The sequence below is a fragment of the Sphingobacterium sp. UBA2610 genome (assembly GCF_002339225.1).
GTDB classification, from domain to species: Bacteria; Bacteroidota; Bacteroidia; order Sphingobacteriales; family Sphingobacteriaceae; genus Sphingobacterium; species Sphingobacterium multivorum.
Window position 1 is genome coordinate 28,376 of record NZ_DDKA01000004.1, and the last position, 24,718, is coordinate 53,093.

The following is a 24,718-nucleotide window of genomic DNA, read 5'->3' on the forward strand; positions in this document are numbered from 1 at the left end:
ATTTTTTATTGAATTATTCCCTCAAGAAAAACCCTCGTTAAAACAATTTTGTTTGTAAAATAGAGGGATTTCCTAAAGGATACATCCAGCAGCTTCGTTTTCAACGTTATTTTGTCTTCTATTCAAGAAACCAGATTAACACAGATTTCTAATTCTTTTTTTCTTAGATGGCTTAAAAAACACGTTTAGCACCTGAGACTAGCCGTTACTTCTTTTCATGAACAATTGTTTTACCCGATTTTTCGAGCTCTTTAACAAAATCTCGCCCCCAGTAATGGATATCGTAGTGTTCAATATGCTCGTACAGCCTACGCGCCCTGACCTGAGCCTCTCCGGGTTCCATGACCAGGGCTTTCAACAATGCATCTTTCATGCTCTTACGGTCGTAGGGATTGGTCAATATGGCATAAGGCAATTCGACCGACGCCCCTGCAAATTCTGAGAGCACAAGAATCCCAGGAGTCTCCAATAACCCATGGGTCGCAATGTATTCCTTTGCGACTAGATTCAGTCCGTCCCGCAGAGGCGTGATCCAGGCAATATCACTCAGCGCATAGTGTTTGACCACTTCCTCAAAAGGTAAGGCCCTGTAAAAATATTGGATCGGGGTCCAGTTCATCGTTGCATATTTACCGTTGATCTCACCCACGGCCTGATTCACCTGATCCCGGATTTCGTCATAGATCGTCATCCCCTGTGATGGCGGCGTACAGACATTGACCAGTTCGATCTTGCCCCTAAATTCTGGGTATTCGGCTAGAAATTCACCAAAAGCCTGGATTTTTTCCAAGGGGCCTTTGACGTAATCCAGACGCTCGATGGATATGATACGCGTTATTCCGGATCCGGCTTTGTTTTCTTTGAGGGCATTGATCTCAGTCTTGACCTTATCATCCGTCAAAATCTGTTCGATATGGTCCCTGTTCACCCCCACCGGCTGTGCGCCAAGCCTAATCTGCCGGCCATCCACCTCTATGATCTTGGTCATCTGATCGACGCCGAGTGCACAGCTATAGGTCAGGAACTGATTGGCGACATCAACTTTTTTGACCACTTTAAATGGTGTATGGCTGCGGATCACATCCACAAAATTCTCGACGTAACGCGGGATATGAAAACTGATAAAATCACAGAGCAGCAGGCTGCCGATGATCTCTTTGCGCCAGGGAATAATATTGAAAATATCTGCTGCCGGAAAAGCCGTATGATGAAAAAAGCCAATTTTCAGATCCGGGCGCATGGTCTTTAAAAAAGAAGGCACCATCCACAGATTATACTCATGGATCCAGACCAGCGCCTCCTCGTCGGCCTCGCGGGCAATCCGCTCGGCAAAGCGCTTGTTGATCATCAGGTAATGTTCCCAGTCCTCGTGATTGAATTTTGCCCGGTCAACAAAGGAAAAGATCGTCGGCCAGAACGCCTCTTTGGAGAATACACGATAGAACTTATCGATATCCTCTTTAGACAGCGATATGGTGGAAGCGACCAGATTAGGATATCGGCTTTCGTCCACCAACTGATTTGGAACCGGCTTTCCGTCCTGCTGGATGACTTCCTCCCCGATCCAAAGACCGGAGCGTCCCTTTTCAAATAAGCCCAGCAGCGAAGGAATGATGCCGTTCGGGCTTTTGGGCGGTACCCTTACCGTCTTACCGTTTACCGACTCCTTTTCAAAAGGCAGCCGATGGTACACCATCACCAGCTGGTCTGATTTTTTGGATTTTCTTTTTTGAGGCAACGATTTTTGTTCCCCGCGGATCAGCTGCTGAAACGGGCGGTATTTACCCATGTACTCCAGTATACCGCCCGCTCCAGCGGCCTCTGCACTGTACGCTGTATCCAACTGATCAATGGCCTGCAGCAGCCCCGGCTCAGATTTTCCGACAGCAACACCACGAAAGCCGATCTCAAACAAGGCCAGATCATTCAGTGTATCGCCAGCTACCATCACATCATCTGGGTCAACGGCCAAAAATTCAACCAGCTTCTTTAATGTCGTACCCTTATTGACCCCTCTGGGGAGCAAGTCCAGGTATTTATTGGCCGAAGTAATGATGTCGCAGTCGTACCTGTCCGCTACCTGCTGCACAAGGCTATGGTCCACACCGGCTTCAAAATAAAAGGAGCTGCGGCGCTGCTGCGGTACATGCTGGTAATTCAACTGCGGTATTTCCTCCAGCGCCGCCCGGATGGCATAAGTCTGCGGCCATTTTTCCTCGATCTCACTCTGCAGCGGCTCAATCGCTTCCAGGCTATGGCCGTTAACGACCGTGGCGCCCACATCCGCAATAATGAAATCTGGCACCGGAATAAGCGGGTCGCTCAGCAGCGGCAATACCGACTCCAGCCCTCTTCCGGTAACAAAGACCAGCTGCATATTCGGGCTAGTTTTTATCAATCTATATAATCTGAGGCGGTCTTCCATCTTTCCGCCCAAAAAAGTTCCATCTAAATCTGTTGCTAATAGCATATTATTTTATATTCCTTTCTAAAAGTTTAAATTCATCAATTGCAGCCTTATGGTTGTATAGCACACGATATGTTGTCTGTAAGAGGGGCAAATTGAGCCCGAGGCTCGAGACCGTCGCCATCAGCCCCCGGGTTGCAAAATATCCTTCAGCGACCATGCCCATGAGTTGACGGGCTTCGAACACCGAATATCCCTGGCCAAGGTATTTACCGAAAGTCCGGTTACGGCTATGCGCGGAGTAACCCGTCACCAATAGGTCGCCCAAATAGGTGGAGCTCCCCAGCCGGACATCGGGCGCACCAAGGGAATGCAGCAACAGCCCCAGTTCGTCAATCGCATTGGCCACAAGCACCGCCATAAAATTATCACCATAATGCAGTCCTTCGGCCATGCCACAGACAATACCGACGACATTTTTGTAAATAGCGGCGTACTCCACGCCCAGCATATCGCAGCTATAATTTACCTGCATATAGCTTGAAGCGAAGCCCTTGGAAATCTTACGGATAAAGGATTCGTTGGGACCGCACAAGGTCATATACGTTTTCTTGCTCCGTGCGATTTCTTCGGCATGGCATGGTCCTGCAATGATTGCCTGCTGAAAATCTTCCAATTCAAAATACCTAGCGAGATAAGCACTGGGGAGCAGGTTGTCCGGGCCGACGGTTCCTTTAATAGCGGTGATCACAAACTTTTCGGCAAGGTCCTCTTTGGGGATTGCGGCGCAAACTTTGTCCAAATGCGCACTGGGCACGACGAAAAGAATTACTTTCGATCGAGCCACGATCTCGTCCAGCTGATCGGACGCATAAATTTTTGTATTGTCAAGTTTTAAAAACGATAGGTAGTCAGGGTTAACAGCATCCCGGTTTATCGCGCGAACCTGCTCTGAACGCCGCAAATACCAGTTGGTATGAATGCTATTTTCTGTCAAAATTTTAACCAGGGCCGTGGCCCAACTCCCACCACCTATCACACTAATCTCATTCAAATCGTTGGGGGTTTTAAAGACGCGAAACACAAGAAATTTCGCCGTCGGGTTATCTATTAATTTACTAATATACGTAAAAATTAATCAATAAGCAAACTTTACACGTAAAAACAGCGTTAAAGGGGTATTTTCACGCCAAAATCCGTGTTTATATTTCTTCGTAAATTTGTTTGTTCATATGAAAAATTTAAACATGCTTAACTTCAATGAACAATCATCAAGTTCAATTTATCAGTACATTTTTGATTTCTTTGCCAAATTGGGTTTACCCGAGCAGCAGGCACATATTGTTACGGCCGCCGGATTACTTTTTGCTTTTGCGGTGATGCTCTATGCGCTCGATTATATCATGCGCAAAGTATTTTATTCCGCATTGAACCGGATTGCCCAGCGAACCTCGACCAAATGGGATGATTATCTATTGGAAAACAAGGTGCATGTACGCGTGAGCCGCACCCTGCTCGTGCTGCTTACACGGCAGCTGCTACCGGTGATCTTCGTTGGTTTTCCGGTGCTTACAGCCGCTATTGTCAAGTTTCTGGATATCGTGGTATTGTTCACCATCTACCATCTGGCCAATAGCTTGTTAAAAACCTGCCGCGATATTTTTCGTGGTTCAAATGCGTTTAAGGACAAACCCATCGACAGCTACCTGCAGGTGGTACAGATCTTTTTAATATTTGTGATCGGTACACTGGTCGTTTCCCTGCTGACCGGCAATTCGCCCTGGTCCTTTCTGGTCTCGCTTGGGGCAGCGTCCGCCATCCTCATGCTCGTCTTTAAGGATACTATTCTGGGCTTTGTGGCCAGTATTCAGGTGTCGGCAAATGACTCGGTCCGCGTAGGAGACTGGATAGAAATGCCCAAATACGGTGTGGACGGCGACGTGCTGCAGATCAACCTCAACAATGTGAAGATACAGAACTGGGACAAGACCATTGTCACCATTCCGACCTATACCCTACTGAGCGATTCATTTAAAAACTATCGTGGGATGCAGGAGACTGGTGGCCGTCGGATAAAACGGGCATTGAACATTAAAATGTCTTCGGTGCGCTACCTCAGTGCGGAGGAAATCACGGCATTAAAAACGATACGGCTGTTGGCTCCCTATATCGAAAAGAGGGAGCGCGAGATTGCCGAGTACAATAAAACCTGGCATACAGACAGCTCCTCGCCCGTCAATGGTCGCAGGATGACCAATATCGGCCTGTTCAGGGCCTATGTACTCGCCTATGCCAAACATAACCCCAATATCCATCAGGAACTTACTTTATTGGTCCGTCAGCTAGCCCCCAGTGAATACGGTATTCCGCTGGAACTCTACATGTTTACTAAGGGAACACAATGGGCCTATTTCGAAGATACGATGGCCGATATATTTGATCATCTACTGGCTGCAATTAAGCACTTTCACCTGCAGATATTTGAATTGCCAGCATCTGATGACCTGAGGCTGCTAGGCGCAATGGAGCGCCGCTCCTAACAGCAGCGCCTCTGTTGCGATCTAGGTTTGCCCAGTGGTTTCAATCTTATTGCCGCTGGGTAACTACAATCATTAACTGCGGAAAACAAAACATCAAAATATATCCTCAATTGCTCTTCCGAAAGTACAGGAATTTCTTCATATACCAATGTGATTCCTTTTTTACTAATCCAGCTAAAATCTCTTAGACAATCAAATACAGCACTCCAATTTTCCCCAAAATAATCTGGAAAAGTAAGAATATTGCTCAACTTTCTAAATAATTCATTTTCACCTTCTACTTTGGGCAGATATGCAACGTACTCAACTTCGTTGAAGTAGGCAATCGGATATTCTAAAAATTTAATTTTCTTCATTTTATCAATTAATCAAGTTAATCCTACATTACAAAAAATAGGATTTCTTACTAACAGAGTATTATGACCATTACCGCCGGCTCCTTTTGGCACATTTAAAATTGCTACAAATGTTCCACCTTTAAATTGTCTTTGAAATGGCGTTCTGCCCCCTTCACTTTGTTGATGTTAAGCTACGTATTTTCGTAAGTATAAGAAAAGCCGTCATCCCCTTCTGCATTCCGGTATCTCCCTACTCAACAGCTAGAAATAATTTTTTTTAAAACCAAACAGGATTCAATATTGTATTAATAGTACTTTTCAGAAATAGGTAGTAATTATGAAGTCTTGAGATCCTCCCAGACTCAAGGTTTTTTATTCCTTTTATATCCTTTTTTCATCGAATATCGTCCTTTATCCACTTTAATTCCCCACGTTGTATCATGGCTATATACTTTTGCACGTGATCATCGGTCAATAAGCAATTGTCGTCAAGGTGGTGATTGAACTGCTTAGTGAAGGTGTCATATTGAATACTTCCTACATAAGCATTATTGAGGTATATATGCCAAAGGCTGTATTTCTTGGCCCGTACTTCCACTACCTGGCGTTTTCCATGATGATAAAATAACTCAGGCACATCCGTATCAAAGCGAAGTATAAGGGCGTCAATGCACGCTTCCTTGATGTCATCAGCGAGTACACCGAATGCCAATTCCCACACTCCCTGAGATTTCCTGAAAACATAAAAAGCAAGACCATTTTTGTTGTAAAGATGATAATCTTTCATGCCCATGCTTTTATCATGCACGGTAATTTGAGCGTACATTACCCGATTTCGGCTAAAGATTTCCAGAGGTTTCATTTCACAATATTACTAATAATATTAGTAATATTGTATACAGTAAAGATATTTAGGATTTCACATTTTTTATATGCCCTTGGATGGATGAGGCCTCTCATAGCTGGTAGAGCGACCGCCAAAGAAATCGACATAGCTCGCTCTTATATCGCTAAAGGCAGTGGTGTCGATGTAGCGATTTATTATTGTGCAATTGGTTTATGATCTCGCTTACAGCTTCCACAGTTTGTCCGATTTCTTCTGCTGTAGTGAAACGCCCTAAACTAAATCTTAGTGCATTAAATGCCTCATCCCTACTCAATCCCATAGCTTGAAGTACAGGAGAAGGTGCTGCTTCAAAATAACTGAGTACTGAGCAGTTGGAAACACATATATTATCGAGTTTTTGAACAATATTTTCGCTGTTAATACCATCAAAACGTATTGTACATGTTGTATAGATCCTGTGTGTTTTAGAACCTATTAATTTCGTCCCTCCGATTGCCAATAATTGTTGTTCTAAGATATCACGTAGTTTGCCAATGCGTTCTTCGTCTTCATTCATCTGCGAAGCTGCGAGTTCAGCGGCTTTGCCCATACCAACGATACCCGGCACATTAAGTGTACCATTTCTTGCCTCGCCTTCATGTCCACCAGAAAAGATAAGCGGTTTCATAGGTACTTCGGGTCTAAAATAAATACCGCCTATACCCGTTGGCCCATAAAATTTATGGGCAGAGAATGTGAGGATATCTATTAATGATCGTGCGCGAACAGGGAGTTTTCCGACAGATTGGCTTCCATCGGTCATAAAAAAGGCGTCATGAGCATGTGTTATTTCCGCAATTCGCTCTATGTCCTGAATCACACCAGTATCATGGTTGACATGCATCACACATACTAAAGCTGTAAGAGGTGTAAAGGCCCGCTCTAGTTCTTCAAGGTCTATCAATCCGTCGCTATCAACAGAAAGGTAAGTAACCGCAATACCATTGGTCTCAAGATACCTGCAGGTATCCAAAACTGTGGGATGCTCTGTCTGTACAGTTATAATATGTTGTTTCCCGGGCCTCAATAATCCACGTAATCCCATATTGATAGCTTCAGTAGCACCAGCTGTAAAGAAAATATCTTCTGCATTGGTATCTATAAGATCAGCAATCTGTCTCCTACTCTTCTCGACCGCAGTATCTAAATATTTGCCTAGTTTATGACGACTTGCTGCGTTACCATACTTGTCTGTCAAATAGGGCATCATTTCGTCTAAGACCCTAGGATCCATTGGAGTGGATGCGTTGTTGTCAAGATATATAATTTTGTCCATGTTAGTCGATTTGTCTTGCGTCATTCTTTTCATCCTCATCATACGTTTTGAGCATATAATCTTTTCCAAGGTTGCCTTTAAAAACTTTTACTTCGGCAGTTGTTGGCGGATGCGGAAAATCACCTTCCCATTTCAAAAAAAATAAATTCATCCACCGAGTTCCCCATTCTCTGTTCTCAAATATGGCATCGTTGTAATTTCCTCCAAAAGTAATTACCCAGGATGGTAGCCCCACTTCAGCACGCTCCCATTTAACGACTTGCCGCGCATTAAAAATGTTTATAAGAGATAGCAGCCCGTAGGAATAGACAGTTGAAAAGAGAAAAATAGCGCTTATATAAAAGAATTTCGAAAGTGCTTTTGGAATAATGATTTTTTTTAACCCGATTAACATACTAATGGTTACCATCACAGCTCCACCCAACAGAACCGCCCACGGTAAAAAGTACCAATCATCTTTCAAATGAACTTGATCATATAGCAAAAATGCAAATTCTAGCACTATAACAAAAGTTAATAATCCCAACCCAGATCTGTTGATGAAATATTCAGTCCGCCAATTTTTAAAAAAAAGAACTAATATTAATCCAGAAAACAGTCCGTAAAACAAAGCTATGTATTGATTAAAAAGCATAAAACCTGCACTGTAAAAAATCATAACTAATAACAAACCGATTAAAACTAATCCATCGAATTTCTCGTTTAAATAAGTGCTAAGCTTTTGTATAATACGCATAAATTAGGCTTTTGGTTAACCTTATACGCCTAAGATTAGCCGCATAGGATAAATAACATTAGTTTAAAGATAAGCATTATTCACCAATACTTAATAAGATTAAGGAGTAATTATTTGTATTGTTACATAGAGAAGGCTCCAAACTTCCCCAAATGAGCTGTTAAAATAGAAACCTCATTTTGCTTTAATTTTATCTCTATGCTTTAGACCAAATTTAATTAAAGCATTGGCAACTTCCTCCGTTTCTTTAGCATAGGCGGTGAGCGCATAAGAAACAGTTACAGGTTTGGTGTCATTAACCGTTCTACTAATCAGTAAATTATCTTCTAATTCCTGAAGTTCCTTGGATAGAACTTTTGGGGATATTCCCTGAGCCATCTCTTGCAGATCTTTAAACCGCATTGGGCCGTGTTTCTGCAAATTGTGTAGGATACAAAATTTCCATTTACCACTGAGCAATTCAATGCCATCTTTTAATGCCAATATAGTTTCTTTACCAATATTTTTATTGCTCATAAGATAGTTACTTTCCTAAAGGTAATGAATAGTAAATATATATTGAATATCCAATAGTTTTGTTGTACAAAAATTTAAAGAAAATCATTATGAAAGTAACAGTAATCGCAAATATTTCGGCTAATGGAAGAATTTTGATATCCGATAATCCGCATCATAAACTGCCACCGGAAGCAATGGAATTTTACATACAATTTGTAAAACGGATTGGAAATGTAGTGATAGGATTGAAAACATTTGAAAATTTTCTAAATTTTCCAGCTCAAGTAAAAGAACATTTTAATGGCATAGAAATCATCGTATTGGTTGATAAATCTTATACGGCTGATGGCTACAAGACTGTAGCAAGTCCTGAAGAGGCAATTGCATATATGTCTGCAAAGGGAGTGCGGGAAATAGCCGTTGGAGGCGGAGCAGGTACTTTCAACGCTTTTTTTGACAAGAATTTGGTTACCGATATTTATTTTAACGTCAGCCCTATAATCACTGGAGCAGGAGCAATTTTAGCAAACAATGAGGAGTTAAGTTCAACGTTCAAGTACAAAGGACAGAAGCTTAAAAACGGTTTTCTTCAATTGTATCTAACTAAAGAAGACTGAATATCAGCAGACCAAAAATGTCTTTCAAAAATAGTTGAATGACGGAAACAAACCCGCTAAAATTATTTCTTTCGGATCTATATCTTTCAATTGGCGACTGAATCCACACGACGATAAGTATATACATCATGGTTAAGGGCGCCGGCGAGCGGAAAGAGAATAAGAAAACCGCCAGCTGTCGACTCACTCGGCACGACTAAATCACCATGGTTATCTAGTGCAAAGCAAATAGTCTCGGTAAAGAATCTATTAACTAATACATAGATGTCAAGGTCGGTATTTCTGAAAGAAGCAAAGTTTTGCGGTTCGGGCTTAATTTTCCTCGTTCTTTCACGCACGACATTTCCTAAGGTATCAATTAGTTTGAAATGGATTTTATTTTTTTTTGGTGAGCTGTGGTCAAACGAACAGCTTTTGCACCTAACAAAGAAATAATTGGTGCATATTTCAATGTTGTATTTGCTCTAAACTTACCAAATTTCCATTATCCCAAAGGAGAATAAAACTTTAATAAATCGTTGACGTTTTTGACCAATGTCAACGACTATATCCTAATATAAAGTGCATCTTTGACCTATAAATAATAAGCGATGAGAGAGCAACTATTACAATTGTTACGTGAAAAAGCGTTGTTAAACGAACAGCAATTAACGGAGGCCCTAACTTATTTTAAACCCCAATCGATAAAGAAAAATGACCATCTGCTCAACGAAGGTTCCATTGCAGACTATCTTTTCTTTGTCGGAAAGGGCTGTCTGCGCCTATATTTTCGCAATGACGAACTATCAACGGCAACCCGATTCATGGCTTTTGAGCATACTTTTCTAACCTCTATCGTCAGCTTCATTTCCAGACAGCCAGCTACAGAATTTATCCAAGCCGTAGAAGATACGGAGGTCCTAAGCATCAGCAACACTGATTTTATCTTTTTGAGAGCAAATATGCCCGGCTGGGACAATTTTTATATCTACATCCTCGAATATGGATTAACTGTTGTTAATAATAAGCTCAGCAGCTTATTAACCCAAACTGCTAAAGAACGTTATCGCGATCTATTGAAAAATAATCCCGAACTCATACAGCGTTTGTCTAATGCTAACCTTGCGGCTTATCTGGCGATATCACCCGAAACACTAAGTAGGTTAAAATCTACTATTTAACTAATAAAAAATGAGAAGCGACGAAGTAAAGAAGGGATACCAACGTACTCCCCATAGAGCCCTATTTCGGGCCACAGGCGTAAATGATAACGATTTTGATAAGCCTTTTATTGGAGTGGCAAATTCCTTTATCGAAATTATACCCGGACATTTTTTTCTGAATAAGGTTGCTGAGATCATTAAAGACGAAATCAAGGCAAACGGATGTATTCCTTTTGAATTCAACACGATCGGTATTGACGATGGTATTGCTATGGGACACGATGGAATGCTGTACTCGCTCCCCAGCCGAGAATTGATTGCCAACTCAATTGAAAGCGTCATGAATGCACACAAATTGGATGCTATGATAGCTATCCCTAACTGCGATAAGATTGTACCCGGCATGATTATGGGTGCGCTACGTGTAGATGTGCCTACAATCTTTGTCAGTGGAGGCCCCATGAGAAAAGGGTATATCAAAGATGGCACTGCCATTGACCTGTCTACAGCTTTTGAGGCTGTAGGCAAACACGAAGCAGGATTAATCAGTGACGAAGAGCTCAAAGACATCGAGTGTAATGCATGCCCCAGTGGCGGTAGTTGCTCGGGTATGTTTACAGCAAATTCCATGAACACCCTGATGGAAGCTATGGGTATAGCACTACCTGGTAATGGAACCATATTGGCATTAACACCCGAGCGTGAAAATCTATATCGGGAATCAGCCAGAAGGATCTGTGAAATCGCCAAAGACGATCAGCTTTCCAAACAATTCAAACTTAAAAACATCATCAATGAAAAAGCCATCCAGAATGCTTTTGCAGTGGATATGGCCATGGGCGGTAGTACCAATACTGTCCTTCATATGCTTGCTATAGCTCACGAAGCGGAAATAGATTTTCAGCTTAGGGACATTAACTCAATATCAGATCAAGTAGCGCACATTGCAAAAATATCGCCCAGTTTAAGCACCGTCCACATGGAAGACGTCCATCGCGCCGGAGGAGTAAACGCTGTAATGAACGAAATGACCAAGCGCAACAACCATGTCCTTCAGGATAATATAACGATCAGTGGCGAAATGTTATTCAAAAAGATTGCCAATGCAGCGATCAAAGATGCAACAATCATACATACAATAAATAATCCATACAGTCCTGTTGGAGGATTGGCGATTCTATTCGGAAATCTTGCAGAGCAGGGAGCTGTTGTAAAATCTGCAGGAATCACTGGCGAAAAAAATTTTAGCGGGACTGCGGTTTGCTATGATAGTCAAGAAGAGGCCATAGTAGGCATCCTTGCCGGTGAGATCAAAGCTGGAGATGTTGTGGTGATCCGTTACGAAGGTCCCAAAGGTGGCCCGGGGATGCAGGAAATGTTGACACCTACTAGCCTGATCATGGGGATGGGATTGGGCAGTTCTGTAGCGTTGGTAACAGATGGCCGATTCAGCGGAGCTACCCGCGGAATAGCTATTGGACATGTCTCACCTGAGGCTGCTGAAGGTGGATTGATTGGATTACTAAAAAACGGAGACTATATCGTTATTGATATCGACCAACATATGCTTTCAGCTGACATTAGCGAAGATGAGATTCAATTGCGAAGAAAAGGCTTTATTCCGATCAGAAAAAAACTAAATTCTAAATGGTTGAGTCAATATCGGCAGCTTGTTGGCAATGCTAGTAGTGGTGCCATATTAAATTGTGATTTTTGAAAATAAAATCGTTTCAGCTTAGCAAATTGACGTGATAGCCAAATTCTAATGTATTTAGGCAAATAAGGAAGGTAACAGAAAAAGAACAGAACTGGTGGTGGTTACCATCATGGCATGCTATTTTTCAATCGGGCAAGGTTAATACCAAAGCCTACTATACATTATTTATTCTGAATGAATATGTTGGTCAATTTTAACTATCTAGATTATTACAAGCTGTAAGGCTAAGATATTGGTTTGAAAGTGGGATCGGTTACGGAAAACCGTAAGAATGTCTAACAGGCAATCCTTAGGTTTGAAAAGACAATACAAACCGCATTAATCAATAACATATGAAAGATAAAACAACCGCAGCTTTAATGGCATTTTTCTTGGAGTATTTGGTGCACATAGATTTTACCTAGGGCAGACCGGATTAGGTTTCCTTTATCTCCTTTTCTGTTGGACGCTTATACCTGCTTTTATCGCATTGATCGACTTTATTGCTTTTCTAACAATGCGCAAAGAGAATTTTGATTTAAAATACAACCGCGTATATTTTTCACAACCCGTCGTTCATAATTATGTGCCTATCTCCCCCATTACCCAAAAAGATGCTGCGACTGAAATAGAACGATTACATGGATTGATGGAAAAAGGAATGATTACACAAGCAGAATTTGAGGATGCAAAACTTAAACTGCTGTAAAGGATTGATGAATGTCAAGAGAGACATTATTAGCTATGACCTGGAAAAATAGGGCATCAAATGGCACCTTTATAACGGTTAAATGAGGCAATATGAAATCAAACTTTTATTCGAAGATTTGGGAATTGGTTATAAAAAAGAATGTGAAGTATGGCATTATTACAATGATGAGCTTGGTGACCATCGCTATAGTCGGTGGTTTCACTTTAAAGGATCATTTCAAGACAAAAATTATGTCAGCCAAACAAATCAAATTTGTCCCATAATCGATCTCGTTCCAATTAATGAGAATTTCAGCATAGGCTTTAGCGAAAATAATCAACCTACGGCATTGTCCCAAATCAACGTGGCTATGGTAACTCATCCTGCCCAACTGAAGTAACGGATTATAACATAAAGCACTTGACTGCTGACCTTATCCGCTCTACTTGATCATTTCGGATACAAAGATGCTACCTTCGTCGGTCATGACTGGGGTGCTAATGTGGTGTGGAATCTCGCACTATTGTATCCTGAACGGGTAAATAAAATAATAAACTTAGCGCTGCCTTATCAGGAGCGCGGAGAACAACCATGGACTGAACTGATGGAAATCCTATTTGGAGAAGACTTCTACTTTGTTCATTTCAATAAGCAGATCGGAATTGCAGATGCCATAATGAATGAAAACGTACACCGGTTCCTGCGGAACATATTCCGCAAGGATATCCCTCCCGCTCGACCTGATCCCGGCATGCTCATGATCAATCCCGCGAGAGCAGTAGAACCAATTGGCAAGCCTCTGATGGAAGAAAGCGAACTGTCTGTATTTGTCTCGACCTTTGAATCCGCTGGATTTACCGGAGCAAACAAATCGTATTATATCTGCTTAATGAGAAGGCTAATTTGTCATTTTACGTAGCAAAAATTGGGAGTGTTTTCGTGGTCATGTTGTGGAATTTTATTGACAATTATTTCTTTGTATTCCATCAATAGCACTGAGTGTAATTAGATTAACAGGATAATAGCAAGTTCATCGATTGTCAACCAGCTCGTATTGTTACATAGCATTACCCATTCGCCATTGCGAAAATCTACATCCATTATAAAAAAACCGATCAATCATAATTTGCAAGGTTCCACCGCCATGCAAAACAGAAACCTCAACCACTTGCTTTTGACCACACACGTCACATTCGAACTTTATATCCTTTTTCATCGAATATCGTCCTTTATCCACTTTAATTCCCCACGTTGTATCATGGCTATACTTTTGCACGTGATCATCGGTCAGTAAGCAATTATCTACGAGGTGGTAATTGAACTGCTTACTGTCATACTGAATACTTCCTACATAAGCATTATTGAGATAAATATGCCAAAGGCTGTATTTCTTGGCCCGAACTACCACTACCTGGCGTTTTCCATGATGATAAAACAACTCAGGCACATCCGTATCAAAGCGAAGCCTCATATATAGGCTGCTTAATATGAGTAAGAAGTGGCGCGACATACTTCGGTAATTTTGTAGCTAAATATATAGTGGTATGTCGCAAAGTCTAATAAGAGTACCATCTGATCAGGAGAGCAAATATATACGCCTCCGACGTCATTGTTCTTGCCTTCAGAATACTATAGTGCCGGCAAGCTATATTGTGACGATTGGGCATTACGATTCACTTTCATAAACAAATCTTCGTATGTAGTTTTCCAGATCAGTAAGTTCAAAAGGCTTTGCTAGAAAACCCTCGGCCCCACATTCCAAAGAGATTCTTCTTCCGTCGATATGACCTGACATCATAATCACAGGCAGCTTATCATATTTAGCTGAACTCTTGAGATCACGCAGTATCATGTCACCATTCCGTGCATGCATATGAATGTCCAAAAAGAGTATATCAGCATTCATAGTATCCAACACTTCCGTCAGGACTAAACTGTTTGCTACAGATATAACAATCGTATAATGATTCTCTAATACCAAGGAAAATGCATTTAGTATTTCTTTATCATCATCGCACACTACTATTGTCTTTTTCATCTTATTTTTTTAAGAAATATTTTTTTCATCACTTATTAAAAAATGGATCTTAGGCATAAGATCCACCTTCCTTGATTGTTGATTAGCTCTTAATGAGCTCTTCCATTGAGTAAGTCTATGGCCCTAGAGCTTTTTAAAATTGAACGCCCATCGAATATATTTGGTTCTACTTCAAACGTCATTACCCATACTTCACGTGTATATTCAGACGAAGACGTATAAAAACATCGCTTTGTGATGAAACTCATTTTGTTGTCAAAACAATGGGTATATCATTCAGCTTTGCAAATTAAAAAAGCGAGCAAAAGCCTGGTGATAATCCAGACTGTATACCCGCTTCAAAATAATCTGCCTTGTGCAAGTGCAAAAAATAAGCTACCTTTTCGATTGCCTATTTCTTTTTTTTACGGAAAACATTATCCGTTAACTCTTTAGAGGAGCCATCTTTTTCCTTTTGATAAGAAGATTGTGCTTTCTCTTTGGTGCTTTTTTCCTTTTTAATGTCTTTACTCATGATGTATGGATTTTATAAAGTGATGGTCCTTTTACTTTCAATAGCTAAGATTGATCGGAAGGAATAATATTAAGCTGAATCGTATTTACTCTTTGAAGTACGCAAGCTGCTAGTTGTTGAACTGAAAATTTCCGAAAGGTATATCGTGGAGAATTTAGAGATAAAACAAGTGTATTTATCATATCGGATCTACTGAATGGGTTAAGATGAATAGCAGATCGCAGTAATAAATGTACGCATAATAATTGACAATCAGGCATCAAGTTTTTTAAATACACTAACGAACAGGTTCATTCATATAATCCGCCATCTTAACCCGGGCCATTAAATAGCTTATTGTGGATTCTGCGCCTTGATTGATGTTGATCGTGTGTTCACAGAAAAGCTTCAAATAAAAACGGTCAAATTTTTTCACCCTATAATTTGTTTAAATAATACATGGTATTATTCTTCTATACTCTTCTTGAATTCAAGGCTTTGCTCCATTGTGTTTTATTGCATCTTGGACATGCCTTTGATTCGTTCTTAAAACTAAATACGACATGGCCGCAATACATGCATGCGAATGGCCCTTCAGCACTCATTACATCAACCTTTTTGAAAGAAGACGGGAATAATGGTAGCCCATACCTCACATCACTATCAGCATAAAATAAAACGCTTAATGTTCCATCGACTTCTAGAATGCCTTCCTTAACCTGCCCCAAATGTTCGACATTTAAATTTCTCAGTTCAGAAAAAAATTCCATACGCGAAAAGGTATTATCATTTTCATGTTTTATATCAAATACGCCATCCTTAACTACAGGTAAAACTTTACCTTCCAATAAATGGGCAATATTCTCTGATCGGGAGGTAATCCAGGTTACCAACTTATAGACAAAGATTACACATATAAAGACAACAATCGCATAAAAGATGGGTATTTCTTCTTGAAACATGGGATCTCCCGCAGCTGAGCCCAAACTGATTATAATCGCAACCTCAAAAAGAGTTAACTGCCGAACTCCCCTTCTACCCGAAAGCCTTAGAATGATCAATATTAGAAGAAACATTATAATTGTTCTCGCACCTATTTCAATAAGAAAGGAGCTTTCCACCCCCTCTGCAAATATTTTTTGTATATCAATCATAACCTTTTAAAATTCAAAAATCTTACTATAGCCGCCGCCATTCAATCCTAAACATTCCTCCGGTCGCAATAGTTCATCACTTGGCAAAAACAACATACATAAGGTATCAATCTTCAATGATGGAAACAATCCCGCTAAAATTATTTCATTCCGATCTATATCTTCAATTTGCGACTGTATCCATACGACAACAGGTATATGAATCATGGTTAAGGTCGCCGACGAGCGGAAAGAGAATAAGAAAACCGCCTGTTTCTCAAACTAATATTAATTCCAGCAACAATTCGTACAACAAATCTGTACTTATTAAAGAATAATACTTTGTCAACAAATTTAGCTAGCTCGAGTCATTCATTCATTGGCGGGGCAGTCACCCCATAGTAGAGAACATTTTGAAAAACTGAAAGCCTTATGTCGATTGACGACTTGCAGATCTGATTGTGACTTATTCATTGGTTAACCATTGACGACTTCTCCGCCATTGGGATGTAAAACTTGACCGCTCATAAAATGTGAATCTTTGCTAGCTAGAAATAGAAAGCTTGGTGCAATTTCATTTGGCATTCCTGCCCTTCCCATTGGGGAGTCGCTTCCAAATTCGGAGTTTTTTTTAGGATCAAATGAAGATGCTATCAATGGAGTCCATACCGGACCGGGCGCAACAGCATTGACCCTAATTCCTTTATCCATAAGATTTGCTGACAAGCTTCGTGTAAAAGAAATTATTGCACCTTTTGTTGCAGAATAATCGATCAACTTTGGACTGCCTCGATATGCAGTCACCGAGGATGTATTAATGATACTTGCCCCCTTCTTAAGATAAGGCATGGCATACTTCGTAATCCAGAAATAGGAATAGAAATTATTCTGAAAAGTCTTGTGTAACTGTTCAGTGGTAATTTCTTCAATTGATTCTGTTTGCCAATGTAGCCCCGCGTTATTAACGATAATATCAATTTTCTTATGCGTTTTTATCGTAAATTCAATTACTTTTTTACAGTGATTTTCTTTTCCCAAATCACCTTTAATCAGCGTACATTTTCTTGAGAAGGATTCAACCTCTTTCTGGGTTTGTTTTGCATCTTTTGTTTCACTAAGATAGGCAATAACAATATCAGCTCCCTCCTTGGCAAATAACAAAGCTACAGCTTTCCCAATGCCGCTATCTCCTCCAGTAATTAATGCTACCTTATTTTTCAATTTTCCTTCTGCAGGATACTTTAACGGCGAAGTGTCAGGAACTGGTGTCATATTTATTTCTAATCCGGGTCGCTTTTGCTTTTGCAACGGTCGAATCTTTTTACTTGCTGCTTTTTTCATACCATTTTTTAAAATAATGACAGACATAGCTGATTTCCAAAATGTGTAAGGGTCAGTGCAAATGGCAAAGTCCTAAAGTTTCGGTAATCTTTTATAACCTTTATTGATAAATTGATGTAATCGGCATTTTGCGAAAGAGTTTAACCGATTCATCCATAAAGTGAACAAAGCCAAAGTCTAAAAGGTTTGAGCTATCTACATTTGCGCTATTGCTTTTGCCTTATCTTCAATTAAAGCCTTCTCATACTTAAATACAAAACCCGGTGGTCAATAATCCCTGGTCACCTGTAAGTCCTTTTACGTGAACTATAGCAATGCAATCCAAATAGCTGAATTTGCAGGAAATACTAAAGATGACGAGCTACTCCTACTGGCTTTGATTCATCTAAAAATTCTTTTCTATGATGCTCCCCGAGCCCGAAGACATGCAATCCTGCCTGATCTGCAAACGCTATCTTTGACAATAGGGCTTTCATTGCTGTTATATTTTCCGCTGAACTCAACCCACCATCATATGCTCCGGTAGCGATAAAACTATCTATTCCTATTTCGTTAATTACTTTTAATCTGATAGACTTCCCTTATTGAAAGCTATTCAAATTTCAATTTTCCCGACGGCTTAAAACGATGATCTAGATCAAAAAAGATGTTTTTTCATTTTAGATTGGCGCTTAAAGGGGCATGCATTGAACAATGTAATCTGATAAATTTACCAACTCTAGTCTTTCCTAACTCTTGCTCATCGCTTTCATGGCTAGACCAGCGGCCACTCCTCCGATCACATACCAGGCCAAGGTCATAAACTTGGTACGATCAGTCTTTTTTATTGGCTTGGCATCCAGTCCGGCCTGTTCTGGAATAGTCAGTGTTGCCAGACCAACTACCGTTCCGAGCAACGCTCCTTTGAGCAGCATATTTTTCTGACCTCCATATCCGATGAGGGTATATAACATGGCATTGGAAGCTACATCTGCCCCAAAAGTTGCCGCCACCAATGCATTGCCCTTTGGCGGTTTAAATCCAGCAAAGCGCACCGTTTTCTGCATCGCTTCTTCGCCCACTTTATCCACTTCTGGAGCTTTGGGATCGAATCTCTTGGCAGCACTATGGACCACATTGAGTACGAGCGCACCGATCAATCCGCCCAACATATTTTTATTAAATCCATTCATATTTTGCTTTTTACGTTTTCAACCTTTTTTGTACTGTTTTTGTACAGTTATTCTGAGAACAATGGACAACCTAAAATCGTTTAATCAAATCCACAGAAGAAATTTTTGCTACAATGTATTAAGCTTTCAGGACAGTCCGGAGAAGTTTGTTCAGAACTGGCAAATCGATCGTATGGTCATATGCTAGCCCTTGTTGAGGACGGTTTCAGAAATACCTTACACGATATTGAAGTAACTTTTTCGGAAGATTATTTTAAGTTTTCTTTTGTGAATGCTGCGATGTCCCGAAAAGCTTCTCTGGTTTCTCTTAAAACAGCTCCCATATGCAAAAAACCATTGGCAATCTCTTTGTAATGAGTAATTTTGACTGGAATTTCGGAGGTTTTCATATTCTCTGCCAATTGTTTTCCTTCATCCCGCAACCGATCGTGCTCAGTCAATAAAATCAACGTTGGAGGCGTATTCTTAAAATATTCAATCAAAAGAGGAATTGCTATGGGGTTCTGTTGATCCATTTGGTCGGTTAGATACCAATTCCAGGCTTTTATTCCTTCCTCCTTATTAATAATCGGACCATTTTGATAGTCTTTCTTTGACTGTACTTAATTGATTATCAGCTGCCGGATAAATCACACATGAAACCTCAAATGCTCACCAGGCCTTGTCGAAACTCCTACGGTTAAAGCTGCCCCGCACTGTCGCCAATAATTCCAATCATAGTTTTATCGATGTTTAAAGAGTCCGAATTATTAACGATCCACTCAGTCGCTGATTGAGCATCATCGAAACCAGCCGGAAAAGGATACTCTGGCGCCAGTCGAAAGTCCACAAAAACAATGGCACAACCCGTAGCGTTGGCCAATTGACAGACAATAGCATCGTGCGTCTCAAAACTTCCAGAAATAAACCAACCGCCATGAAGATAAATGATGGCCGGTGATTTTTCATTTATAATTTCATTGGGTCGGTGTATTCTCACAGGAATTTCGTGATTCTTGCTACGAATATTAAATTCTTCTAACATTTTCACTGCTTCTTTTTTGCCGCTGAGCCGAATGCCATTGCCTCATATCCTTTGCAGCTTTATTTCTAATGAATTTATGCCGTCAAACACATGAAGCTTGTTCAGGTTTTCAATTATTTTAATTATTTCAGGAGTCAATTTAGTTGTATTCATTTCTTTACTATGATTTATGTTTTTATAGAAAATCATTGCCGGTATCACGCGTATTCCGAGAATCTTTTTGGTAGGCTATCAAAATTTCAAGTAAAATTAACTAGAAGTCATACATTTACTACAATATACCGCTGAATGTACGTTACTAACAAATTTGTATGTAATATTTTAGGCAATATTAGCATATGTTACCAACACTCAGTTTATGTTGTTTGGTGTACAGTACCACGTGCTAGCTAAACTCCTGACGCGGATTTATACGTGTTTTTCAAAAAAAACAGGCTGTTTTTCATTGGTTTTAGTTTTATAGATTAAATTGGACAACGATATTTGGAATACAACACTATATGGGAAAACGTGCGTCAGGCATTAATGAATTAAATATATATCTTAAGGCTTTAAATTCTGCTTATTCAGGCATTATTATCACCGATAATTTGCAGCATGATAATCCGATTATCTATTGCAATAAGGCCTTTGAAAACATCAGTGGTTATTCACACGATGAAATTATCGGTCACAATTGTCGCTTTTTGCAAGCGCAGGATCGTTCTCAACCTGAACGCTACATCCTCAAAGATTGTATCAAAAATGGTGAAGAATGTAAGATCGAAATTCGCAATTAACGCAAAGACGGAACACTTTTTTGGAATGAGCTTTTCATTTCACCTGTGAAGAATGAGGCCGGCCAGGTGACGCACTTTATTGGTGTTCAAAATGATATTACCTCGCGTAAAAAGGCCGAACACGAACTCCGGGAGGAAAAAAACAATGTTGAGATCAAAATACAGCAACGAACCAAAGAATTGCAGGAGAAGGAAAGCTTCCTCTCGAGCATGATTGAAACGGTTCGCGAAAGTCTTCTAGTACTCGATGGCAATTATATTGTGCTGAGTGCAAATAAACATTTTTTAACATCATTTCACGTCTCCTCAGAAGAGACTGTAGGAAAATTATTGTTTGATCTGGGCAATAAGCAATGGGATATCCCCTCCTTGAAGGAACTTCTTACGCATATTTTACCAACCAGCAATCCCGTAATTGATTACGAAGTAGAACATGTATTTCCGCATATCGGCCGCAAAGTGATGCTATTAAATGCCTATCGCATAGAGTTTGAAGGGCAATATAAAGACCGTATCCTGATCGCCATTGAAGACATCACCGAGAAAAAAGAACAGGATCTACTTTAATACGATTTTTTGTCCGTCGCTAGTCATGAACTAAAGACGCCCCTAACGACCATTAAGGGGCTTGTACAGATTCTGCAACGACTTAGTATAGACCATTCCGACAATAAATTTGTCAGTACACTGGATAAAATTTCGGCCTATATAGATCGACTGAATATATTGATTACTAAATTACTAGACACCTCAAAAATACAGTCTGGCCATATTGAGCTCCACATGGAGCCATTTGCCATAGATCATACAATTCGGGAAGCCATTGACAATATAATGGTAGGTGTACCTGGTTACAAAATAAACCTATTAGGCTCCACAGATGCTACAGTTAGCGGCGATGAATTACAAATTATTCAGGTAATCAATAATCTGTTGTCCAATGCGATCAAATATTCACCGGGTTCAAATAGAATCGACGTTGCCATTCACAGGGTTGCCAATTTTGTCAAGATCTCTGTACGAGACTATGGCATGGGAATAGCAAATGTCGACAAGCAAAAAATATTTGAGCGCTTCTTTCGCGCCGGCCATACCCAAAAGAAATTTCCGGGATTAGGTATTGGACTGTATGTTTCGCACGAGATCATAACGCATCACAACGGAACCCTTTGGGTAGAAAGCGAACCCGGAGAAGGTTCTACTTTTAATTTCACATTACCAATAATGAGGACAGAAAACGATGAAAAGTAAGAAAATAATGATCCGTGACGATGACCAAGGCATTGTTGAGATGCTGGAATTATTCTTGGATCTGGAGGGTTACCAGGTCTTAAGCGAAACAAACAGTACAAATCTGACCAAACAGCTCATAGCATATCAGCCAAATCTTTTGTTATTGGATCTCTGGATGCCCGTGCTTTCGGGCGACCAGCTGATTAAAATCATACGCAATACACCCGAAATCAAAAATATACCTATCCTTGTTCTATCCGCCAGTGTAGATGGTCGCGATGTTGCCGAAGGACTTGGCGCAAACGGATTTATTGCGAAACCTTTTGATTTAAATGAAATTACATCCAGTATTCACGACGTATTGGCTAGTTAAAAGTATAGTACAATCTCGTAATTTCGTCCGACTTCGTTGGGTAGGCCCTACTGGCACACAAAACTATACAGTCGAAAATCCGGATATCCTTGATTTCTTGATCACTAGCGGTTTTTCTAATAAATTAGAAACTTTGACCACTAGGTTGTTGTTATAATAATCAAAAATGTGACTTAAATAAAGTAAAATATCATGGCAAAAAAACAACAGAACTCAAAACAGGAAATTGCGAACTTTTTAGGTGAAATGATTTCATTCAGAAACGCATTGAAGCTGACCCATTGGTCGATAACAGGAAAAGGGAGCTATGAGGCTCATATTTCTTTAGACCAAGCGATTGAGTCTCTTATTGATATTACAGACAGACTGGTGGAAACCACTTTTTCATTGGAAGGTACACTTGATATCGTGATTCCCCAAACGTCAAAACCGGCTAATTACATCAAATACATTGAGGATTTTTACAAGCAAGTTGAAAACAAACGAGAAGGACTTTTTAAGGAAAACTTCTCACAATCCATTATTGATGATGCGCAAGAAGCTGTCCAACAGTTATTGTTCAGATTAAAAAGATTGGAGTAATGCCCATGTTCGGGAGCTTTTCCTGAGTAACGGTCGAACCTATATTCGGCCGTTTTTTATAGATTAAATTGAGTAACCAATTGCTCTCCCCTCCAGTAACAAAAATAATAGCACGCTATTTTTACTAGCCAACGTCTTGATTACTGCATTTTTTAATGATTTTATTTTCTTGCTCTTTGCAAGAAAATAAAAGAGAAATTTTGTATAAACTAAAATACTTTACCGACTAGAGCAATTAGGGGTATTATCCTAAAATTCTTTTTAAAATTATTGTCCGCAGTCTATCTTCGTTTTGATCACCCCACTGTCCTAATGCGGAAATTATGGGTATTAAACTCATCCCTAAATCTGTAAGCGAATATTCAACTTTTGGAGGAACGACAGGATATATTTTCTTCATGACTACCTCATGATCTTCCAGTTCTTTCAGCTGTATATTCAGCACCCGTCTGGAGGCGTCTGGTATCTTACGCTGCAATTCACTCGGTCTTTTATGTCCCTGGTCAATAAACCAGAGCAAGCGTATTTTCCATTTTCCGTAAAGCACTTCACCTATCAAGTCGAGACCGCAATTTAGGTTCGGAATTATTTTTCTCTAATACATATTTTCAAAATTAAAGGTATGTTCCGATTTGTACAATAGGGGAAAAATTTATCCCTATATGAATCGTAATGCCGTACTTGCACAGGCTGGTTTTATACCTCAATTTTGTCCTATAAACAATTTGTAAAAATGGAACAATTTAATTTCAACAACGAATTATCAGACAAGATTGCCTTGGTAACAGGGGGTACAAAAGGCACTGGAAGAGCAATCGCGGAAAGACTATTACAAGCTGGAGCAACAGTTGTGATTACCGCAAGAAACGTCCCCGACCTGGAAAACAGCAAGCTGCATTTCATTGCTTCCGATCTGAGTACAGCAGAAGGGGCTCAAAAAGTGGTGAGCGGAGTGCTTTCGAGCTATGGTAGACTAGACATCTTGGTAAACAACCTTGGCGGATCTTCTACCCCCGCAGGAGGATTTGCTGTGTTAAGTGATGAGGATTGGGAATCGACACTGCAAGCTAACCTTTTGGCTCCGATCCGTCTAGATAGGAGCTTTTTACCGCAGATGATAGAACGCAAAAACGGTGTGATCATCCACATTGCTTCTATTCAGGGCAAATTACCCTTATATGATTCAACATTACCTTACGCAGCGGCAAAGGCTGGATTGAGGAACTACAGCAAAAGCTTATCGAACGAGGTTACTCCTAAAGGTGTCCGCATACTGACGGTTTCGCCTGGCTGGATCAATACCACCGCATCTGAAGCCTGGCTAGGCGAAATTGCAAGAAATTCGAACAGTACTATAGAAGAGGCGCAACAGGGCGTAATGGATGCACTGGGCGGGATCCCTTTCGGGAGACCTGCAGAGCCTGCAGAGGTAGCTGAACTTGTTGGCTTTCTAGTTTCACCAAGAGCCAGCTATCTAACGGGGACAGAATACGTAATTGACGGCGGAACATTACCAACCATTTAATAATCTTCCTAAGATTTGAAAATATGAATTTACCAAACATTATCTCCGAACTCCTGAAAGCACAAAACAAATTTGACAGTGGTGCTTATGCGAAGTTTTGAGATATCATTTCCAGTTGTTTAATGATCGAATTAAATATCTGAAAATAACAACTTAACAGTGCAATATATTATTGGCGCCGATAGTAGCATTGTCCAC

Annotated in this window: 30 protein-coding genes and 2 pseudogenes; 14 read left to right on the forward strand and 18 right to left on the reverse strand. The window is 40.3% G+C overall.

Features of this window, described 5'->3' with window-relative positions; all coding sequences use genetic code 11:
- Positions 1-205: 205 nt before the first annotated feature.
- Positions 206-2,470 (reverse strand): glucosylglycerol-phosphate synthase, encoded by a 2,265-nt coding sequence (gene ggpS / locus B4Z47_RS02975; RefSeq protein ID WP_286726756.1) that lies wholly within the window; start codon positions 2,468-2,470, stop codon positions 206-208.
- Between the two features lies 1 nt (position 2,471).
- On the reverse strand, positions 2,472-3,461 hold the full coding sequence (locus B4Z47_RS02980) for an NAD(P)H-dependent glycerol-3-phosphate dehydrogenase (protein ID WP_286726757.1): 990 nt from the start codon (positions 3,459-3,461) through the stop codon (positions 2,472-2,474).
- Between the two features lie 178 nt (positions 3,462-3,639).
- On the opposite strand from B4Z47_RS02980, the gene B4Z47_RS02985 reads away from it, so the two are divergent.
- A complete protein-coding gene (locus tag B4Z47_RS02985; protein ID WP_286726760.1) occupies positions 3,640-4,947 on the forward strand; it encodes a mechanosensitive ion channel family protein in 1,308 nt (435 codons plus the stop codon).
- Here B4Z47_RS02985 and B4Z47_RS02990 read toward each other — a convergent pair.
- The 5 genes from B4Z47_RS02990 to B4Z47_RS03010 form a co-directional block, all read right to left on the reverse strand.
- Positions 4,944-5,303: a barstar family protein gene (locus B4Z47_RS02990; protein WP_070565728.1), complete on the reverse strand. Its 360-nt coding sequence runs from the start codon at positions 5,301-5,303 to the stop codon at positions 4,944-4,946. The two genes, B4Z47_RS02985 and B4Z47_RS02990, sit on opposite strands and share 4 nt — an antisense overlap.
- Before the next feature lie 376 nt (positions 5,304-5,679).
- Positions 5,680-6,147 carry a hypothetical protein gene (locus B4Z47_RS02995; RefSeq protein WP_286726762.1) on the reverse strand — a complete coding sequence of 156 codons (468 nt, stop codon included), beginning with the start codon at positions 6,145-6,147 and terminating at the stop codon, positions 5,680-5,682.
- A 148-nt stretch (positions 6,148-6,295) separates the two neighbouring features.
- The gene (locus B4Z47_RS03000; protein ID WP_286726764.1) at positions 6,296-7,447 is read right to left on the reverse strand and encodes a cysteine desulfurase family protein; all 1,152 of its coding nucleotides are present in this window, start codon (positions 7,445-7,447) and stop codon (positions 6,296-6,298) included.
- A gap of 1 nt (position 7,448) precedes the next feature.
- Positions 7,449-8,183 (reverse strand): hypothetical protein, encoded by a 735-nt coding sequence (locus B4Z47_RS03005; protein WP_070570598.1) that lies wholly within the window; start codon positions 8,181-8,183, stop codon positions 7,449-7,451.
- A 174-nt stretch (positions 8,184-8,357) separates the two neighbouring features.
- Positions 8,358-8,699, reverse strand: coding sequence for a winged helix-turn-helix transcriptional regulator (locus B4Z47_RS03010; RefSeq protein ID WP_070570596.1), 342 nt, complete (start codon positions 8,697-8,699; stop codon positions 8,358-8,360).
- 89 nt (positions 8,700-8,788) lie between these two features.
- On the opposite strand from B4Z47_RS03010, the gene B4Z47_RS03015 reads away from it, so the two are divergent.
- Positions 8,789-9,298 carry a dihydrofolate reductase family protein gene (locus tag B4Z47_RS03015; RefSeq protein WP_286726766.1) on the forward strand — a complete coding sequence of 170 codons (510 nt, stop codon included), beginning with the start codon at positions 8,789-8,791 and terminating at the stop codon, positions 9,296-9,298.
- 86 nt (positions 9,299-9,384) lie between these two features.
- Here B4Z47_RS03015 and B4Z47_RS03020 read toward each other — a convergent pair whose 3' ends face one another.
- Entirely contained in the window at positions 9,385-9,636 is a 252-nt protein-coding gene (locus tag B4Z47_RS03020; RefSeq protein WP_159333026.1) for a hypothetical protein, read from the reverse strand.
- A gap of 252 nt (positions 9,637-9,888) precedes the next feature.
- Here B4Z47_RS03020 and B4Z47_RS03025 point away from each other — a divergent pair, with 252 nt between their 5' ends.
- The 6 genes and pseudogenes from B4Z47_RS03025 to B4Z47_RS03045 all read left to right on the forward strand — a co-directional run bounded on the left by B4Z47_RS03025 (position 9,889) and on the right by B4Z47_RS03045 (position 13,746).
- Positions 9,889-10,458: a Crp/Fnr family transcriptional regulator gene (locus B4Z47_RS03025; RefSeq protein ID WP_070570592.1), complete on the forward strand. Its 570-nt coding sequence runs from the start codon at positions 9,889-9,891 to the stop codon at positions 10,456-10,458.
- A 10-nt stretch (positions 10,459-10,468) separates the two neighbouring features.
- Entirely contained in the window at positions 10,469-12,157 is a 1,689-nt protein-coding gene (ilvD, locus tag B4Z47_RS03030) for a dihydroxy-acid dehydratase (RefSeq protein ID WP_286710005.1), read from the forward strand.
- 364 nt (positions 12,158-12,521) lie between these two features.
- Positions 12,522-12,629: pseudogene (locus B4Z47_RS24670) on the forward strand (TM2 domain-containing protein); the annotation flags it as partial.
- A gap of 24 nt (positions 12,630-12,653) precedes the next feature.
- On the forward strand, positions 12,654-12,845 hold the full coding sequence (locus tag B4Z47_RS03035) for an SHOCT domain-containing protein (protein ID WP_286726767.1): 192 nt from the start codon (positions 12,654-12,656) through the stop codon (positions 12,843-12,845).
- An 82-nt stretch (positions 12,846-12,927) separates the two neighbouring features.
- Complete coding sequence (locus B4Z47_RS03040) at positions 12,928-13,227, forward strand: hypothetical protein (protein WP_070570588.1); 300 nt, start codon at positions 12,928-12,930, stop codon at positions 13,225-13,227.
- Positions 13,228-13,254: 27 nt separating this feature from the next.
- On the forward strand, positions 13,255-13,746 hold the full coding sequence (locus B4Z47_RS03045; protein ID WP_236560358.1) for an alpha/beta hydrolase: 492 nt from the start codon (positions 13,255-13,257) through the stop codon (positions 13,744-13,746).
- A 138-nt stretch (positions 13,747-13,884) separates the two neighbouring features.
- Here B4Z47_RS03045 and B4Z47_RS03050 read toward each other — a convergent pair whose 3' ends face one another.
- The 9 genes from B4Z47_RS03050 to B4Z47_RS03090 form a co-directional block, all read right to left on the reverse strand.
- Entirely contained in the window at positions 13,885-14,298 is a 414-nt protein-coding gene (locus B4Z47_RS03050; protein ID WP_159333028.1) for a hypothetical protein, read from the reverse strand.
- A gap of 195 nt (positions 14,299-14,493) precedes the next feature.
- Entirely contained in the window at positions 14,494-14,865 is a 372-nt protein-coding gene (locus tag B4Z47_RS03055; RefSeq protein WP_070570584.1) for a response regulator, read from the reverse strand.
- 391 nt (positions 14,866-15,256) lie between these two features.
- Positions 15,257-15,379, reverse strand: coding sequence for a hypothetical protein (locus tag B4Z47_RS03060; protein ID WP_256604652.1), 123 nt, complete (start codon positions 15,377-15,379; stop codon positions 15,257-15,259).
- 452 nt (positions 15,380-15,831) lie between these two features.
- Positions 15,832-16,512 carry a DUF421 domain-containing protein gene (locus tag B4Z47_RS03065; RefSeq protein ID WP_070570582.1) on the reverse strand — a complete coding sequence of 227 codons (681 nt, stop codon included), beginning with the start codon at positions 16,510-16,512 and terminating at the stop codon, positions 15,832-15,834.
- A 6-nt stretch (positions 16,513-16,518) separates the two neighbouring features.
- Positions 16,519-16,719, reverse strand: a complete 201-nt coding sequence (locus B4Z47_RS03070; RefSeq protein WP_070570580.1) for a hypothetical protein — start codon at positions 16,717-16,719, stop codon at positions 16,519-16,521.
- Between the two features lie 249 nt (positions 16,720-16,968).
- Positions 16,969-17,832, reverse strand: coding sequence for an SDR family oxidoreductase (locus B4Z47_RS03075; RefSeq protein WP_112376594.1), 864 nt, complete (start codon positions 17,830-17,832; stop codon positions 16,969-16,971).
- A gap of 728 nt (positions 17,833-18,560) precedes the next feature.
- Positions 18,561-19,004 (reverse strand): hypothetical protein, encoded by a 444-nt coding sequence (locus B4Z47_RS03080; RefSeq protein ID WP_070570577.1) that lies wholly within the window; start codon positions 19,002-19,004, stop codon positions 18,561-18,563.
- A 248-nt stretch (positions 19,005-19,252) separates the two neighbouring features.
- The gene (locus tag B4Z47_RS03085) at positions 19,253-19,573 is read right to left on the reverse strand and encodes an alpha/beta hydrolase (RefSeq protein ID WP_201303624.1); all 321 of its coding nucleotides are present in this window, start codon (positions 19,571-19,573) and stop codon (positions 19,253-19,255) included.
- 110 nt (positions 19,574-19,683) lie between these two features.
- Complete coding sequence (locus tag B4Z47_RS03090) at positions 19,684-19,983, reverse strand: alpha/beta hydrolase (protein ID WP_201639094.1); 300 nt, start codon at positions 19,981-19,983, stop codon at positions 19,684-19,686.
- Positions 19,984-20,528: 545 nt separating this feature from the next.
- Here B4Z47_RS03090 and B4Z47_RS03095 point away from each other — a divergent pair.
- The 5 genes and pseudogenes from B4Z47_RS03095 to B4Z47_RS03115 form a co-directional block, all read left to right on the forward strand.
- Positions 20,529-20,924, forward strand: a pseudogene (locus B4Z47_RS03095) (PAS domain-containing protein); the annotation flags it as partial.
- A gap of 63 nt (positions 20,925-20,987) precedes the next feature.
- Entirely contained in the window at positions 20,988-21,374 is a 387-nt protein-coding gene (locus B4Z47_RS03100) for a PAS domain-containing protein (RefSeq protein WP_286726820.1), read from the forward strand.
- Positions 21,375-21,383: 9 nt separating this feature from the next.
- Positions 21,384-22,058 (forward strand): sensor histidine kinase, encoded by a 675-nt coding sequence (locus B4Z47_RS03105; protein ID WP_112376260.1) that lies wholly within the window; start codon positions 21,384-21,386, stop codon positions 22,056-22,058.
- Positions 22,048-22,413: a response regulator gene (locus tag B4Z47_RS03110; protein ID WP_286726771.1), complete on the forward strand. Its 366-nt coding sequence runs from the start codon at positions 22,048-22,050 to the stop codon at positions 22,411-22,413. Before B4Z47_RS03105 ends, B4Z47_RS03110 begins: the two co-directional genes overlap by 11 nt.
- Positions 22,414-22,605: 192 nt before the next feature.
- Entirely contained in the window at positions 22,606-22,995 is a 390-nt protein-coding gene (locus B4Z47_RS03115) for a DUF5856 family protein (protein ID WP_046672983.1), read from the forward strand.
- 244 nt (positions 22,996-23,239) lie between these two features.
- On the opposite strand, the gene B4Z47_RS03120 is transcribed toward B4Z47_RS03115, so the two are convergent.
- A complete protein-coding gene (locus B4Z47_RS03120; protein ID WP_286726773.1) occupies positions 23,240-23,554 on the reverse strand; it encodes a winged helix-turn-helix transcriptional regulator in 315 nt (104 codons plus the stop codon).
- A gap of 174 nt (positions 23,555-23,728) precedes the next feature.
- Here B4Z47_RS03120 and B4Z47_RS03125 point away from each other — a divergent pair, with 174 nt between their 5' ends.
- A complete protein-coding gene (locus B4Z47_RS03125) occupies positions 23,729-24,520 on the forward strand; it encodes an SDR family oxidoreductase (protein WP_204991090.1) in 792 nt (263 codons plus the stop codon).
- The last annotated feature ends 198 nt before the right edge of the window (positions 24,521-24,718 follow it).